General features: G+C 61.5%; 15 protein-coding genes and 1 tRNA gene. 6 read left to right on the top strand and 10 right to left on the bottom strand.

The genetic code is table 11. From position 1 onward, the window contains the following. Positions 1–54: 54 nt before the first annotated feature. Complete coding sequence (gene rhaS, locus C6558_RS02700; RefSeq protein WP_025425888.1) at positions 55–1,044, bottom strand: rhamnose ABC transporter substrate-binding protein; 990 nt, start codon at positions 1,042–1,044, stop codon at positions 55–57. Positions 1,045–1,170: 126 nt separating this feature from the next. Then, positions 1,171–1,983, bottom strand: a complete 813-nt coding sequence (locus C6558_RS02695; RefSeq protein WP_025425887.1) for a DeoR/GlpR family DNA-binding transcription regulator — start codon at positions 1,981–1,983, stop codon at positions 1,171–1,173. A gap of 203 nt (positions 1,984–2,186) precedes the next feature. Between C6558_RS02695 and C6558_RS02690 the strand changes: the two genes are divergently transcribed. The 6 genes from C6558_RS02690 (at position 2,187) to C6558_RS02665 (ending at position 7,458) form a co-directional block, all read left to right on the top strand. Next, positions 2,187–4,286 carry a bifunctional rhamnulose-1-phosphate aldolase/short-chain dehydrogenase gene (locus C6558_RS02690; RefSeq protein ID WP_025425886.1) on the top strand — a complete coding sequence of 700 codons (2,100 nt, stop codon included), beginning with the start codon at positions 2,187–2,189 and terminating at the stop codon, positions 4,284–4,286. 13 nt (positions 4,287–4,299) lie between these two features. After that, positions 4,300–5,595: an L-rhamnose catabolism isomerase gene (rhaI, locus tag C6558_RS02685; RefSeq protein ID WP_107026822.1), complete on the top strand. Its 1,296-nt coding sequence runs from the start codon at positions 4,300–4,302 to the stop codon at positions 5,593–5,595. A 287-nt stretch (positions 5,596–5,882) separates the two neighbouring features. Beyond that, the gene (locus tag C6558_RS02680; protein ID WP_025425884.1) at positions 5,883–6,137 is read left to right on the top strand and encodes a GlsB/YeaQ/YmgE family stress response membrane protein; all 255 of its coding nucleotides are present in this window, start codon (positions 5,883–5,885) and stop codon (positions 6,135–6,137) included. 77 nt (positions 6,138–6,214) lie between these two features. Continuing rightward, positions 6,215–6,403: a hypothetical protein gene (locus C6558_RS02675; RefSeq protein WP_025425883.1), complete on the top strand. Its 189-nt coding sequence runs from the start codon at positions 6,215–6,217 to the stop codon at positions 6,401–6,403. Positions 6,404–6,507: 104 nt separating this feature from the next. Next, positions 6,508–6,969 carry a YbaK/EbsC family protein gene (locus C6558_RS02670; protein ID WP_025425882.1) on the top strand — a complete coding sequence of 154 codons (462 nt, stop codon included), beginning with the start codon at positions 6,508–6,510 and terminating at the stop codon, positions 6,967–6,969. Between the two features lie 102 nt (positions 6,970–7,071). Next, positions 7,072–7,458 carry a DUF930 domain-containing protein gene (locus C6558_RS02665; RefSeq protein ID WP_025425881.1) on the top strand — a complete coding sequence of 129 codons (387 nt, stop codon included), beginning with the start codon at positions 7,072–7,074 and terminating at the stop codon, positions 7,456–7,458. 911 nt (positions 7,459–8,369) lie between these two features. On the opposite strand, the gene C6558_RS02660 is transcribed toward C6558_RS02665, so the two are convergent. The 8 genes from C6558_RS02660 to C6558_RS02625 form a co-directional block, all read right to left on the bottom strand. Beyond that, positions 8,370–8,445 (bottom strand) — tRNA-Phe (locus C6558_RS02660). Positions 8,446–8,626: 181 nt separating this feature from the next. Further along, positions 8,627–8,836 (bottom strand): DNA gyrase inhibitor YacG, encoded by a 210-nt coding sequence (gene yacG, locus C6558_RS02655; protein ID WP_025425879.1) that lies wholly within the window; start codon positions 8,834–8,836, stop codon positions 8,627–8,629. 5 nt (positions 8,837–8,841) lie between these two features. After that, positions 8,842–9,462: a Maf-like protein gene (locus C6558_RS02650; RefSeq protein WP_025425878.1), complete on the bottom strand. Its 621-nt coding sequence runs from the start codon at positions 9,460–9,462 to the stop codon at positions 8,842–8,844. A gap of 50 nt (positions 9,463–9,512) precedes the next feature. Beyond that, positions 9,513–9,731: a translation initiation factor IF-1 gene (gene infA / locus C6558_RS02645; protein WP_004435948.1), complete on the bottom strand. Its 219-nt coding sequence runs from the start codon at positions 9,729–9,731 to the stop codon at positions 9,513–9,515. Positions 9,732–10,126: 395 nt separating this feature from the next. After that, complete coding sequence (locus tag C6558_RS02640) at positions 10,127–10,594, bottom strand: low molecular weight phosphatase family protein (RefSeq protein WP_025425877.1); 468 nt, start codon at positions 10,592–10,594, stop codon at positions 10,127–10,129. A gap of 14 nt (positions 10,595–10,608) precedes the next feature. Further along, entirely contained in the window at positions 10,609–11,085 is a 477-nt protein-coding gene (locus tag C6558_RS02635) for a UPF0262 family protein (protein ID WP_025425876.1), read from the bottom strand. Further along, positions 11,082–12,386, bottom strand: a complete 1,305-nt coding sequence (hisD, locus tag C6558_RS02630) for a histidinol dehydrogenase (RefSeq protein WP_025425875.1) — start codon at positions 12,384–12,386, stop codon at positions 11,082–11,084. The genes C6558_RS02635 and hisD overlap by 4 nt, the downstream gene beginning before the upstream one ends. Positions 12,387–12,423: 37 nt before the next feature. Beyond that, positions 12,424–12,864, bottom strand: coding sequence for a DUF2948 family protein (locus C6558_RS02625; protein ID WP_025425874.1), 441 nt, complete (start codon positions 12,862–12,864; stop codon positions 12,424–12,426). Between the last annotated feature and the right edge of the window lie 92 nt (positions 12,865–12,956).

Here is a 12,956-nt window from a genome sequence, read left to right as displayed (position 1 = left end):
AAACGGGGAGAAGGTGGCCGGCAGGCCGGGTGAGAGGTAACCGCCCCTCGCCGATCAGAAGATCTTTGCGAACTCTTCGACGTTCGAGGCGTCGTAGACGAACGGGTCGGCCATGGCGCCTTCGTTGTTGTCGTCGAGCTTCACAGCGCCCATGCGGCCCATCTTCAATTCCGCGCCGGGCTTGGCTTCGGCACCGTTGACGAGATCATAGGCGATCATCGTTGCGGAATAGCCGAGATCGATCGGGTTCCAGATCGCGAAGGACTTGGATGCGCCCGACTTCACGTGACCGGCCATCTCCGAGGGAAGGCCGAGGCCCGTGACATTGATCTGGCCGATCTTGCCGGCATCGGTGACGGCCTGTGCCGCAGCAACGATACCGACCGAGGTCGGCGCGATGATCGCCTTCAGGTTGGGATAGGACTGAATGAGCCCTTGCGTTTCGCGGTAAGACTTGTCGGCAAGGTCATCGCCGTAGACGGTCGCGACGACATTGATGCCCTTGTAGTTGCCCTGAACCTTCTTCATTTCCTCGATCCAGGTGTTCTGGTTCGTGGCTGTCGCCGAAGCCGAGAGCACGGCGACATCGCCGCCATCCGGCAGGTTGTCGGCGGCGAGCTTGATGATCATGTTGCCGATCAATGGATTTGACGACGGGTTGAGGTGCATCTGGCGGCCGTCCTTGGCGACCCCGGAATCCCAGGAGATCACCTTGATGCCACGATCCATCGCCTTCTTCAGCGCCGGAACGAGAGCATCGGTGTCGTTGGCGGAAACAGCGATGGCATCGACCTTCTGGGCGATCAGCGAGTTGATCACCTCGATCTGGCCTTCAGCGGTCGTCGTCGTTGGACCGGTGTAGATCACCTCGACGTCGCCCAGTTCCTTTGCGGCTTCCTGCGCGCCCTTGTTGGCAGCCTCGAAGAAGCCGATGCCGAGCGCCTTGACGACCAGGGCGATCTTCTTGTTTTCCGCATGTGCGGCATTGGCCATCAGCGCCAACGACACGGCGGCCGTGACCATCAATGATTTCAGGATCTTCATTTCCACTCCTCCCATGGACCGGAACGCGATCGGGATGACCGCATCGTCCGGTACTAACCTTCTCGAATTCGCAACCGGCCCGGTCTTTTCCGACCGGTGCCGATCCTTCCCCTCCCCTCGGCCGTCTCAAGCGGTCGAGGATGCATTCTCCGCGTCAGCGCCGGACCTGGCGTTGGCGATCACCAATCGCACGCCGGCATTTTCGAGCATCGCAGCATGCCTGTCCTCGATGCCCGAATCCGTGATCACAGTGGCGATCCGCTTCAATCCGCACAGGATGAGGCTGGAGCGCTTGTGAAATTTCGACGAGTCGACGAGCACGACGAGCTCGTCGGCCTGATCGATCAGTTTCTGCTCGGCCTGGATCAGCAGCGGATCCGCCTCCATCAGACCGAGCGGACCAAGCCCCTGGGCGCCCATGAACATGCGGCGCGCATAGAAATTGCGCGTCACGTCATTGTCGAACGGACTGAGGATGATGTTCTGCTCGCGGTAGATCGTGCCGCCCGACAGCATCACCGTGTTTTTCGAGTGCTTGAGCAGATGCTCGGCGATCGGAAACGAGTTGGTGAAGACCTGCATCCGGCGATTGGTGAGAAAGTGCACCATCTGGAAGGTCGTCGTGCCGCCATTGATGATGATCGGCTCGCCATCTTCGCACAGCGCCACCGCCTCCTTGGCGATCGCCTGCTTCTCCCGCGCATGCAGGCTTTCATTGACCTTGAAGGGTCGCCCGGCCAGCCCGACGAACTGCGGCGGATTGATCGCTTCCGCCCCGCCGCGCACGCGCCGCAACCGCTTCTGCACGTGGAGCGCCGCGATATCGCGCCGGATCGTCGCCTCGGAACTGTCGGTCAGATCGACCAGTTCCGGCACCGTGACCACGGGCTTTTCCTGAACCGCCGACAGAATGATCCGATGTCTTTCTTTCTCGTGCATTCGCTCCTCCGATAATTTGCATGCTTCCATCACGACCAAACATTGTCAATCACAATCAATCATATTTTTTCATTGTGCAGTGCGACATGCGCGAATTTGATCGTTTTTGATTGACAATGACTCTCGGGCCATGTGATCTGATGCCAACCACATCTCCACGCGGCCGCCAAGCCGCGTGGCAACGGACCGGGAGGATTTTCGAGATGCTCGACAAGCAACAGGGCGCGCGGCTTGCCAATCTATGGGATGAGACGAAGGCGGCCGGCATGAGCGAGGCCGAACGTCTTCTCTATCGTTCGAACCTGCTCGGCTCCGACAAGCGCATCACCAACTACGGCGGCGGCAATACCTCGGCCAAGGTGATGGAGAAGGACCCGCTCGGCGGCGGCACGGTCGAAGTCCTCTGGGTCAAGGGCTCTGGCGGCGACGTCGGCACGATCAAGATGGACGGCTTCGCCACGCTTTGCATGGACAAGCTGAATGCCCTGAAAGGCATCTATCGCGGCGTCGCCTTCGAAGACGAGATGGTCGGCTATCTTCCGCATTGCACGTTCAACCTCAACCCGCGCGCCGCCTCGATCGACACGCCGCTGCACGCCTATGTTCCGAAAAAGCACGTCGATCACATGCATCCCGATGCGATCATCGCGATAGCGGCCTCCAAAAACAGCAGGGAATTGACGGCAAAAATCTTCGGCAACGACATCGGCTGGCTGCCCTGGAAGCGCCCGGGCTACGAACTCGGCCTCTGGCTGGAAAAGTTCTGCCTGGAGAATCCGTCCGCCCGCGGCGTCGTGCTTGAAAGCCATGGCCTCTTCACCTGGGGCGACACGGCCAGAGAAGCTTACGAGACCACCGTCGAAATCATCAACAAGGCGATCGCCTGGTTCGAGACGGAAAACACCAGGCCGGCCTTCGGCGGCGTGGCCAAGCCGACGCTCGATGCGAGCGACCGGGTGGCGATTGCCAAACGGTTGATGCCGGTCATCCGCGGCCTGATCAGCGCCGACGAGCGCAAGGTCGGACATTTCGACGACAGCCAGGCGGTGCTCGACTTCGTGACCGCCAAGGATCTCAAGCCGCTGGCAGCGCTCGGCACCAGCTGCCCGGATCATTTCCTCAGAACCAAGATCTGCCCGCTTGTCGTCGATTTCGATCCTGCCGCTGCAGACATCGAAAAGACCCTTGCCGGGCTTGCCGACGCAATCGCTGCCTATCGCGCCGATTACGCCGCCTACTACGAGCGCTGCAAACATGCAGACAGCCCCGCCATGCGCGATCCGAACGCGGTCGTCTACTTGGTGCCCGGCGTCGGCATGATCACCTTTGCCAAGGACAAGGCGACGGCGCGCATCTCCGGCGAATTCTACGTCAACGCCATCAATGTCATGCGCGGCGCATCCGGCGTCTCGACCTATGTCGGCCTGCCGGAACAGGAAGCCTTCGACATCGAATACTGGCTGCTCGAGGAAGCCAAGCTTCAGCGCATGCCGAAGCCAAAAAGCCTTGCGGGACGCATCGCGCTGGTGACTGGCGGCGCCGGCGGCATCGGCAAGGCAACGGCACACCGGCTGATGCAGGAAGGTGCCTGCGTCGTCATCGCCGATATCGACGAAACGGCGCTTGCTAGCGCCGAAAGCGAGCTTGCGGCCCGCCACGGCAAGGATTTCGTGCGTTCGCTCAGCATGAACGTGACCAGCGAGGCGGCGGTAGAAGGTGGCTTCGGCGATACGCTTTTAGCCTTCGGCGGTCTCGACATCCTGGTGTCGAATGCCGGCCTTGCCTCCTCCGCCGCGGTCGAGGATACGACGCTGGCGCTCTGGAACAAGAACATGGACATCCTTGCGACGGGCTACTTCCTCGTCTCGCGCGAGGCCTTCCGGGTCTTCCGCAACCAGAAGGCCGGCGGCAACGTCGTCTTCGTTGCTTCCAAAAATGGTCTTGCCGCGTCGCCCGGCGCATCGGCCTACTGCACCGCAAAGGCAGCCGAGATCCACCTCGCCCGTTGCCTGGCGCTCGAGGGCGCGTCCGCCCAGATCCGCGTCAACGTCGTCAACCCGGACGCCGTGCTGCGCGGCTCGAAAATCTGGACCGGCGAGTGGAAAGAGCAGCGCGCCGCCGCCTACAAGATGGATGTCGACGACCTCGAGGCGCACTACCGCGAACGCTCGATGCTGAAGCTCAGCGTCTTCCCGGAGGATATCGCCGAGGCGATCTACTTCCTCGCCTCGGACATGTCGGCGAAATCGACCGGCAACATCGTCAATGTCGACGCGGGCAATGCCCAGTCGTTCACCCGCTGATCCGGAGATTTTGATGAGCACCACCATGATCGGCAAGACCATCCTTGACGCAGAGAACGAGCGCCGCGAGGCGGCACTTCGCCAGGACTATGAAAGCCTTGGCGAAAGGCTGGCGCGCCGCGGCATCGACGTCGACGCCATCAAGCGCAAGGTTGCGGCCTATGGCCTCGCAGTCCCCTCCTGGGGGGTCGGCACCGGCGGCACCCGCTTTGCCCGCTTCCCCGGCAAGGGCGAGCCGCGCAATATCTTCGACAAGCTGGAGGATTGCGCCGTCATCCAGCAGCTGACACGGGCAACGCCCAACGTCTCGCTGCACATCCCGTGGGACAAGGTCAGCGATCTCCAGGAACTGAAGCAGAAAGGTGCCGCCCTCGGCCTCGGCTTCGACGCGATGAACTCGAACACCTTCTCGGATGCGCCCGGACAGGCACATTCCTACAAGTTCGGATCGTTGTCGCACAGCGACGCGGCCACGCGCGCCCAAGCGGTCGAGCACAATCTCGAATGCATCGACATCGGCCGACAGCTCGGCTCGAAGGCACTGACGGTCTGGGTCGGAGACGGCTCCAACTTTCCCGGCCAGAGCAACTTCACCAGATCGTTCGAGCGTTATCTCGATGCGATGAAAGCGGTCTATGCCGCACTGCCCGAGGACTGGCGCGTCTTCACCGAACACAAGATGTTCGAGCCGGCCTTCTATTCGACCGTGGTGCAGGACTGGGGCACCAACTACCTGATCGCCCAGGAACTTGGACCCAAGGCCTTCTGCCTGGTCGACCTTGGCCACCACGCGCCGAACGTCAACATCGAGATGATCGTCGCCCGGCTGATCCAGTTCAGGAAACTCGGTGGTTTCCACTTCAACGATTCGAAATATGGCGACGACGACCTCGATACCGGCTCGATCGACCCCTATCGCCTGTTCCTCGTCTTCAATGAACTCGTCGATGCCGAGACGCGGGGTGCCAAAGGCTTCGATCCGGCCCATATGCTCGACCAGAGCCACAATGTCACCGATCCGATCGAAAGCCTGATGACGAGCGCGATGGAGGTCTGCCGCGCCTATGCACAGGCCCTCATCGTCGACCGCACAGCGCTCGACAGCTTCCAGCAGGACAATGATGCACTGATGGCGGCGGAAACGCTGAAGACCGCGTTTCGCACCGACGTCGAGCCGATCCTGGCGATGGCGCGCTTCGAAAGCGGCGGGGCGATTGCGCCGGTTGCGACCTATCGGGCGAGCGGCTATCGCGCCAAGGTGGCCGGCGAGCGGCCGGCCGTTGCCGGCGGTGGCGGCGGCATCGTCTGAGATCCACTCCCCCATCCCACAATCTAAATGCCGGGCAGCGATTGCTGCCCGGCATTTTCACGCACGATTGATATCGTCTCGCGGATCGGCTCCGATCTCGTAGGCGGATCATAAAGCGAGCGTGACCGCGGCCTTTTGTGCGCCCTGTTTGACGGACGGCGCCGGATTGTCCCGCACAAATGCTTCGCATTCCTGCAAAAAATCATCGCGCGATGAAATTGCCCCCTATCTGATTTGAAATCCTGGTCTATCTTTCCCTTCTAGGTCCAACGGAAAGGGAACCATTCATGGGTATCGAAAGCATTCTCGTATTCCTGATTGTCGGAGCGATCGCCGGCTGGCTTGCCGGCTTGATCGTCAAGGGGTTCGGCTTCGGCCTGATCGGCAACATGGTCGTGGGCATCATCGGCGCCTTCATCGCCGGCTTCCTCTTTCCCGCCATCGGTATCAGCCTTGGATCGGGCGTGCTTTCGGCGATCCTGCACGCGACGATCGGCGCAGTGATCCTGCTGGTGCTGATCCGCATCGTCAAACAGGCGTGACGAACCACCGCCACGCGACCATACCGCATGGCTCGCCGACCCGGCGGGCCGTGCCAGTCCAACGGAAGGAAATCACCATGAGCGAGCCGAACTCCGACAATATCGAAACGGCGCTGAAGGCGTTCATGGCCGACCATCCCGGCAAGCTCACACGCGAGCAGGCGATCGCGGCGATCCTCGAAAACTGGTTCACGACCCATGGCTACCTGCCGCCGCAGCAGGAAGGCAGACGCCCGGAAGACCTTGACGCCTCCAACGACGATTGAGGCATTCCTGCCGGCGGCAGCACCCTTGGCGCTCGACGCCTCTCCAAGCGTTCGTCCGCTCGACTTTTTTTCATGAAGCCATTTCCAGAGCCTGAAGACCCACCATGAGCCTTACATCCGTCAAACAGTTCTTCTCGCAGCACGCCCCCGACATCGACGTCATCGAACTCGAGCAGAGCACGGCAACAGTGGCACTTGCCGCCGAGGGCCATGGCGTCGAACCGGCACAGATCGCCAAGACATTGGCGCTCCGCGTCGGCGACGACGTGATCCTCATCGTCACGCGCGGTGACGCGCGGCTCGACAACAAGAAATACAAAGCCCGCTTCGGCACCAAGGCCCGCATGCTCGGCTTCGACGAGGTCGAGGCGGAGACCGGTCATCCAGTCGGCGGCGTCTGCCCGTTCGGCCTTGCCAAGCCCCACAGCATCTATTGCGACCTGTCGCTGAAAGCCTACGACATCGTCGTTCCTGCCGCTGGCGCCACCAATGCCGCCGTTCACATCAATCCGCAGCGTATCGTCGAATTGACCGGCGCCGAATGGATCGACGTTTCGGAAACGTAATCCGTGCCTTGGAATGGCCACAAAGCTTAACTGAAACCGCAGGCGCACTCCGGCAGTGATTTGCCGGGCGCGGCCCTTTCCAGAATCAGGAGTCCGTCGAGCATGAAGATAGTCGCGTACCCGCTCATCTTCGCCGCCACATTTTCCCCGGCGCTGGCGATGGATCAGTCCCTGGTGCGCCAGTTCGAAAAGCTTGACCCGCAGACCCGCCTGGAACAGCGCTGCGACACCGAGGCGATGGAGCGCATCAACGCCGACAAGACGACCTTCAAGCCCGACAAGGTGATCGCCTACACCTTCGCCGAACCGGTCATGAAGGAAGACAAGATGAAGGCGCCGGGCGCGGTTTTCCGCAGCAAGGGGGAATGGTACAAGCTAAAATTCAAGTGCCGCACCGACGCGGAGCACCTGGGCATCCTGTCCTTCGAATATAAGATCGGCGATCTCGTGCCGCGCGAGAACTGGGACGAGTTCTACCTCTATCCCTGACAGACCGGACCGCGGGTGCGCGCAAACGCCCGAGCTTTTCGCCGTCACCAGAAATGTCGCGCAAAAATGTGCAGCGCTTTCGCGATGACATGCGAAAGAACAAGAGCTTGAAGCGCGACAAGCGGATCCTGGAAATCGCGACGCGCTTTAGAGAACGGCCATCAGAAACAGCAGCGAGCCAAGCGACAGCGCTGCCATGATGCTCATCAGCATCTTCATCATGTGATCTGCCATTTCGTACACCCTTGCCTCTACTCCCTCAGGAATGAACGAATTCGTCTGCTTTTGGGGCGCGGCATGCCCGGTATATTCCAAGCTCGAAACGCCTGACTGACACGATCCCACCAGATCGGTGCACAATCTGCCAACAGTGTTTCAGGTTGCGCCGACATGGTTAACAATTGGTTAATCTCATTGTCTGCGGTGTTGGGTGGATAGGTGGCGCGGCGCCCTTCGGGCCCATGCGGAATACCAGCCGCATGGCGGGATGGCGGCGACAGAGCCAGGTGAAAAAATCGCCGCTTGGCTGAATAAGGTGGCGGCAGGGTATCGGAAGCAGCTTGCATCAGAGCGCAGTCACAGACCGCGCCCTAGCCCTTGTAAGGGCGTCAGCGCTAAGATTACGGCTTCTTCGGCTCCGGCTTTGCATCGGCAAGGGGAAGCAGCCACCCCTGCCCCGATATGCTCTTGCCAGTGTGACCGTGCCCTAGAGACCCGCCACATTCGGTTGGAGGAGGCGGCGAGGTTCGACGTGGCTACCATCTGCGACACGCACCATTGCTGACTTCAAAAAGGAAGTGAGCAGAAGGAAGAACGGAAACTTCCAGAACGCTGAAAAGACCTGCCTAGACGCGGCAAGCGACCGACTAAATCAAGAGGCTAAAAATCAAAGGAAACCATGCAATTATGAATGGTGCCCGGAGGCGGATTTGAACCACCGACACGCGGATTTTCAATCCGCTGCTCTACCAACTGAGCTATCCGGGCATCCTGCCGTTGCGGGCAGCGGCTCCTCTCGGAGCCCTCGGGGCGTTGTCTGTGCCCCGGAAGCGAGCGGGGTTATAACATCTTGTTCGGCGGTGTCCAGCACCAAATGAAAGTTTTTTGGCAGGAATTTCAAAGTTAGTGGAAAAAGCCAAAAAACCGTGGATATTCAGGCAGATCGCGGTCAGCGATCGTCGTCGTCCGCTTTCGCCTCGTCGTCTGCGACGGGAATGGCGTAGGAGCCCGAGAGCCAGCGGTTGAGGTCGACATTGCGGCAGCGGTCCGAGCAGAAGGGATAGTGCTCGCGGTGCGATGGGCGGCCGCATTCGGGGCAAGGACGCGGGGCGCGCAGAGGTGCTACGTTCGAGCCGCTTTTCTTGTCTTCGTCAGTCACTGCCTTCAGCCTTCCAGCCAGCGATTGTGAACGTCGTAGCCTTCACCGACCAGCAGGCCGACCGTCTCGTAGAGCGGCAGGCCGACGACGTTGCTGTAGGAGCCGACGAGCTTGACCACAAAGCTGCCGGCAATGCCCTGGATGCCATAGGCGCCTGCCTTGCCGCGCCATTGGCCGGAGGCAAGATAGCTCTCGATGTCAAAACCGGAAAGGCGCTTGAAGCGGACCTTGGTGTCGACCACCTTCTGGCGCAACGTCTTGTCGGGTGTGATCAGGCAAACACCGGTATAGACGCGGTGGCTGCGGCCCGACAAAAGATGCAGGGCGCTCGAGGCTTCGCTGACGAGTTCCGGCTTCGGCAGGATGCGCCGACCGACGCAGACGACGGTGTCGGCCGCCAGAATATAGCTGCCATCCCAACCGGCTTCACCCTTGATTGCAGCCAGCGCCGCCTTGGCCTTTTCAGCCGAGAGACGACGCGCCAGCGAGCGCGGATGCTCGGAGCGCTTCGGCGTTTCGTCGAGATCCATCGGCATCAGGCGCGCAGGCTCGATACCTGCCTGGGCCAAAAGCTCGACGCGACGCGGCGAACCGGACGCCAGTATCAGTTTTTGAGCCGTTGTCATCGGAACGCGCCGTCACCCCAGAAATATGATGAAGCCACCTGTCGGGCGGTTTACTTGAAGCGGTAGGTGATGCGACCCTTGGTCAGGTCATAGGGCGTCATTTCGACGAGCACCTTGTCGCCGGCCAGAACGCGGATACGGTTCTTGCGCATGCGGCCTGCGGTGTGGGCAATAATTTCATGTTCATTTTCGAGCTTCACGCGGAAGGTCGCATTGGGAAGCAATTCCGTGACCACGCCCGGGAATTCGAGGACTTCTTCTTTCGCCATGTAGGACTGTTCTTTCTGTGTTTGTTCGGGGATACGACACGCATCCCGAAAAATTCGCCGGAAACTACACAATCGACGAGGATTTGTGAACCGCTTTGCGCCGGCTTTTCAGCTTTTGTACTGCCTTATACCAACCTGCGCTGATATTGATCGATTGCGCCGGAGCGATTTTGGTTTCCGGCAAGGAGAAAACCGCAACCGGACCCGAGCAGTCCGGTGAGGATTGTCGACGCTGTCGGAGACCAAAAGCGCCCGGCCCTTCGGGTGGGCCGTCTGTCGGCCGCCGGCAGCGTCGCAATCCTCGACCGATGCCCAGGCATCGCTCTCAGATATGCTCCTTGCCGGAGGACCGCATACGGTCGCACGCAATAGGTCAATATCAGCGCAGGTTGGTATTAAGCTTTTTCGCCCGCGGGCGCTACTACCAGACGGCGATTAATCAGAGTGGCAAGGTGATCGCGAACGGCGCGATAGGCATCGACAATCTGTTCGCGCGTGCCGGTGGCAACCGTCGGGTCAGGTGTCGGCCAATAGACCACGTCGACGGCCATGGAGCGAGTCAATTCCAGCGCCATGTGATGGGCCTCGGGCGCCAGCGTGACGATGAGGTCGAAATAGTCGTCCTCGAGCTCGTCCAGGGTGCGCGGCTGATGCCGCCCGATCGACAGGCCGATCTCGTCGAGCACGACATCGACGAAGGGATCGCGCTCACCGTGGCGCACGCCGGCGGAGGTGACATAGGTTCCCGCCGGCAGGGCGGCCTTGGCGAGTGCCTCGGCCATCGGCGAGCGGATTGCGTTCATGCCGCACATGAAGAGAACGGAACGGGGCCTTGTCGGTTGAGGCGTCGCGGTTGCCGTCATCCCGGTCTCCGCCGTCATCCGCGCCAGTAGAGCACGCAGACGAGCGTGAACAGGCGGCGGGCGGTGTCGAAATCTAGCCGGATCTTGCCCGACAGGCGGTCCATCAGCGTCTGCGAGCCCTCGTTGTGGATGCCGCGGCGACCCATGTCGATCGCTTCGATCTGACTCGGCGTCGCCGAGCGGATCGCTTCGTAATAGCTCTCGCAGATCATGAAGTAGTCCTTCACGATCCGGCGAAACGGCGTCAGCGAGAGAATATGGGTGGCGACGTCAGATCCTTTCTCGGTGGAGATCGCAAAGACCAGCTTGGCGTCCATGAGAGAAAGGTTGAGCTTGTAGGGGCCGCCCGGGTGGCCGACCGGTTCGAACAGGTTTTCTTCGAGAAGGTCGAAGATCGCAACCGCGCGCTCATGCTCCACGTCGGGCGTCGAACGGCCGATCGTCTCGTCCAATACGACGTCGCAGAGGCGCTGGTTGCGGTCTGCCTTCATCCCGCATCCCCGAGATTGAGGCGAATGGCGACGGAGCGCGCATGAGCCTCAAGGCCTTCCGACCGCGCCAGCGCGATTGCTGCAGGGCCGAGGATGCGAAGCTGCTCCGCGTCGAGGCGCAGGATCGACGTGCGCTTCATGTAGTCGAGAACGCCGAGACCGGAGGAGAACCGCGCCGAGCGCGCCGTCGGCAGTACGTGGTTCGAGCCACCGACATAGTCACCGATGACTTCGGGCGTGTGGCGTCCGACAAAGATGGCGCCGGCATTGCGGATCTTGGCGACCATCGGCTCGGGATCGGCAAGCGCCAGCTCCAGATGCTCGGCGGCAATGCGGTTTGCAAGCGGTATGGCCTTTTCGAGGTCCGGCACCAGGATGATCGCGCCGAAATCGCGCCAGCTCGCCGATGCGGTCTCTGCGCGCGGCAGGGTTTTCAGCTGACGTTCGACCGCCGCTTCGACCGCCTCGCCGAAGGCCGCGTCATCCGTGATCAGGATCGACTGGGCGCCGACATCGTGCTCGGCCTGCGCCAGGAGGTCGGCGGCGATCCAGTCCGGATTGTTTTCGCGGTCGGCGATGACGAGCACCTCGGACGGGCCAGCAATCATGTCGATGCCGACGGTGCCGAAAACCTGGCGCTTGGCGGCGGCGACATAGGCATTGCCCGGGCCGACGACCTTTGCCACCGGCGCGACGGTCGCGGTGCCATAAGCAAGGGCGGCGATCGCCTGCGCGCCGCCAATACGGTAGATTTCCTCGACACCGGCCAGACGCGCAGCTGCCAGCACCGCCGGGTTGATCTTGCCGCCGTTTGCCGGCACGACCATGACGATGCGCTCGACGCCGGCGACCTTGGCCGGCAGCGCGTTCATCAGCACCGAGCTTGGGTAGCTCGCCGTGCCGCCAGGCACGTAAAGCCCGACGGCGTCGACCGCCGTCCAGCGCGAGCCGAGGCCGACGCCCATCGTATCCTCGTAGATATCGTCCTTCGGCCGCTGGCGGGCGTGGTGCGCCTCGATGCGGACGGCGGCAACCTTGAGCGCGCCCAGCACTTCCGGCTCAACGGCCTGGATCGCCGCATCGATTTCCTCGGCGCTGACGGCCATCGGGGTCGTTGCAAAGTCGATGCCGTCGAAGCGGGCGGAATATTCCGCCACCGCCTCGTCGCCGCGCAGGCGAACATCGTCGATGATCGCCTTGACCGCGGCGTTGACGTCCTCGGAAACTTCGCGCTTGGTGGTCAGGAATGCCGCGAACTGCTGTTCGAAGTTACCGTCGAGATAGTTCAGCCTGATTGCCAACGCAAAATGTCCTTGTGGTATGCCTGTGTCGCGGGTTTCAAACGCCTTCGGGATGCCGGGGCTTGAAAGCGGTTTCCCATGCTCCGCCGGTATCCGCAAGCTGCACCTCGATGCATTCCACATCAAGGGCGATCGAAGCTTCGCCGGCAAGCACCAGTTCGACGGCGCCTTCCGGCCCCTCGCCGGCGACCGTGAACGTCACCGCCAGCAGATCGAGCACGGCCTCGCCGTTGCGGCGGTCGAAGCCAAGCGAGCGCACGGCGCTCACCCGCTTGAACAGGAGCACGGCGCGCCGGCGCTCGAACGAACGCCGCTTGCCGTCGGCCATCTCCCAGACGAACCGGTTGACGATGAGCGAAAACTGCTTGCGGCGTGCGTCGTATTCCAGTCCGGAAACCTTGAACACGGCATCCTGGACGTGGGCGGAGACGACGGCCAGGTCCTCTTCATCGAGCGCCAGCAGCTTCAGACCATCCATGCGATCCATTCCTTTCGCTTTCGTCGCACATTTTGCGTGCCACAATTGAAATGGACATAGGACGTCGCGCCTGAAACCGCAACGGCATCAGG

This window comes from Ensifer sp. NM-2, from assembly GCF_003024455.1.
Lineage (GTDB): Bacteria > Pseudomonadota > Alphaproteobacteria > Rhizobiales > Rhizobiaceae > Ensifer > Ensifer canadensis.
The sequence above is the reverse complement of the archived record's forward strand: the minus strand, read 5'-3'. Positions and strand labels throughout refer to the sequence as shown.

Coding starts and splice junctions, on each gene's coding strand:
- rhaS (WP_025425888.1), bottom strand. CDS start 1,044: ATGAAGATCCTGAAATCATTGATGGTCACGGCCGCCGTGTCGTTGGCG.
- C6558_RS02695 (WP_025425887.1), bottom strand. CDS start 1,983: ATGCACGAGAAAGAAAGACATCGGATCATTCTGTCGGCGGTTCAGGAA.
- C6558_RS02690 (WP_025425886.1), top strand. CDS start 2,187: ATGCTCGACAAGCAACAGGGCGCGCGGCTTGCCAATCTATGGGATGAG.
- rhaI (WP_107026822.1), top strand. CDS start 4,300: ATGAGCACCACCATGATCGGCAAGACCATCCTTGACGCAGAGAACGAG.
- C6558_RS02680 (WP_025425884.1), top strand. CDS start 5,883: ATGGGTATCGAAAGCATTCTCGTATTCCTGATTGTCGGAGCGATCGCC.
- C6558_RS02675 (WP_025425883.1), top strand. CDS start 6,215: ATGAGCGAGCCGAACTCCGACAATATCGAAACGGCGCTGAAGGCGTTC.
- C6558_RS02670 (WP_025425882.1), top strand. CDS start 6,508: ATGAGCCTTACATCCGTCAAACAGTTCTTCTCGCAGCACGCCCCCGAC.
- C6558_RS02665 (WP_025425881.1), top strand. CDS start 7,072: ATGAAGATAGTCGCGTACCCGCTCATCTTCGCCGCCACATTTTCCCCG.
- C6558_RS02650 (WP_025425878.1), bottom strand. CDS start 9,462: ATGACAACGGCTCAAAAACTGATACTGGCGTCCGGTTCGCCGCGTCGC.
- infA (WP_004435948.1), bottom strand. CDS start 9,731: ATGGCGAAAGAAGAAGTCCTCGAATTCCCGGGCGTGGTCACGGAATTG.
- C6558_RS02640 (WP_025425877.1), bottom strand. CDS start 10,594: ATGACGGCAACCGCGACGCCTCAACCGACAAGGCCCCGTTCCGTTCTC.
- C6558_RS02635 (WP_025425876.1), bottom strand. CDS start 11,085: ATGAAGGCAGACCGCAACCAGCGCCTCTGCGACGTCGTATTGGACGAG.
- C6558_RS02625 (WP_025425874.1), bottom strand. CDS start 12,864: ATGGATGGTCTGAAGCTGCTGGCGCTCGATGAAGAGGACCTGGCCGTC.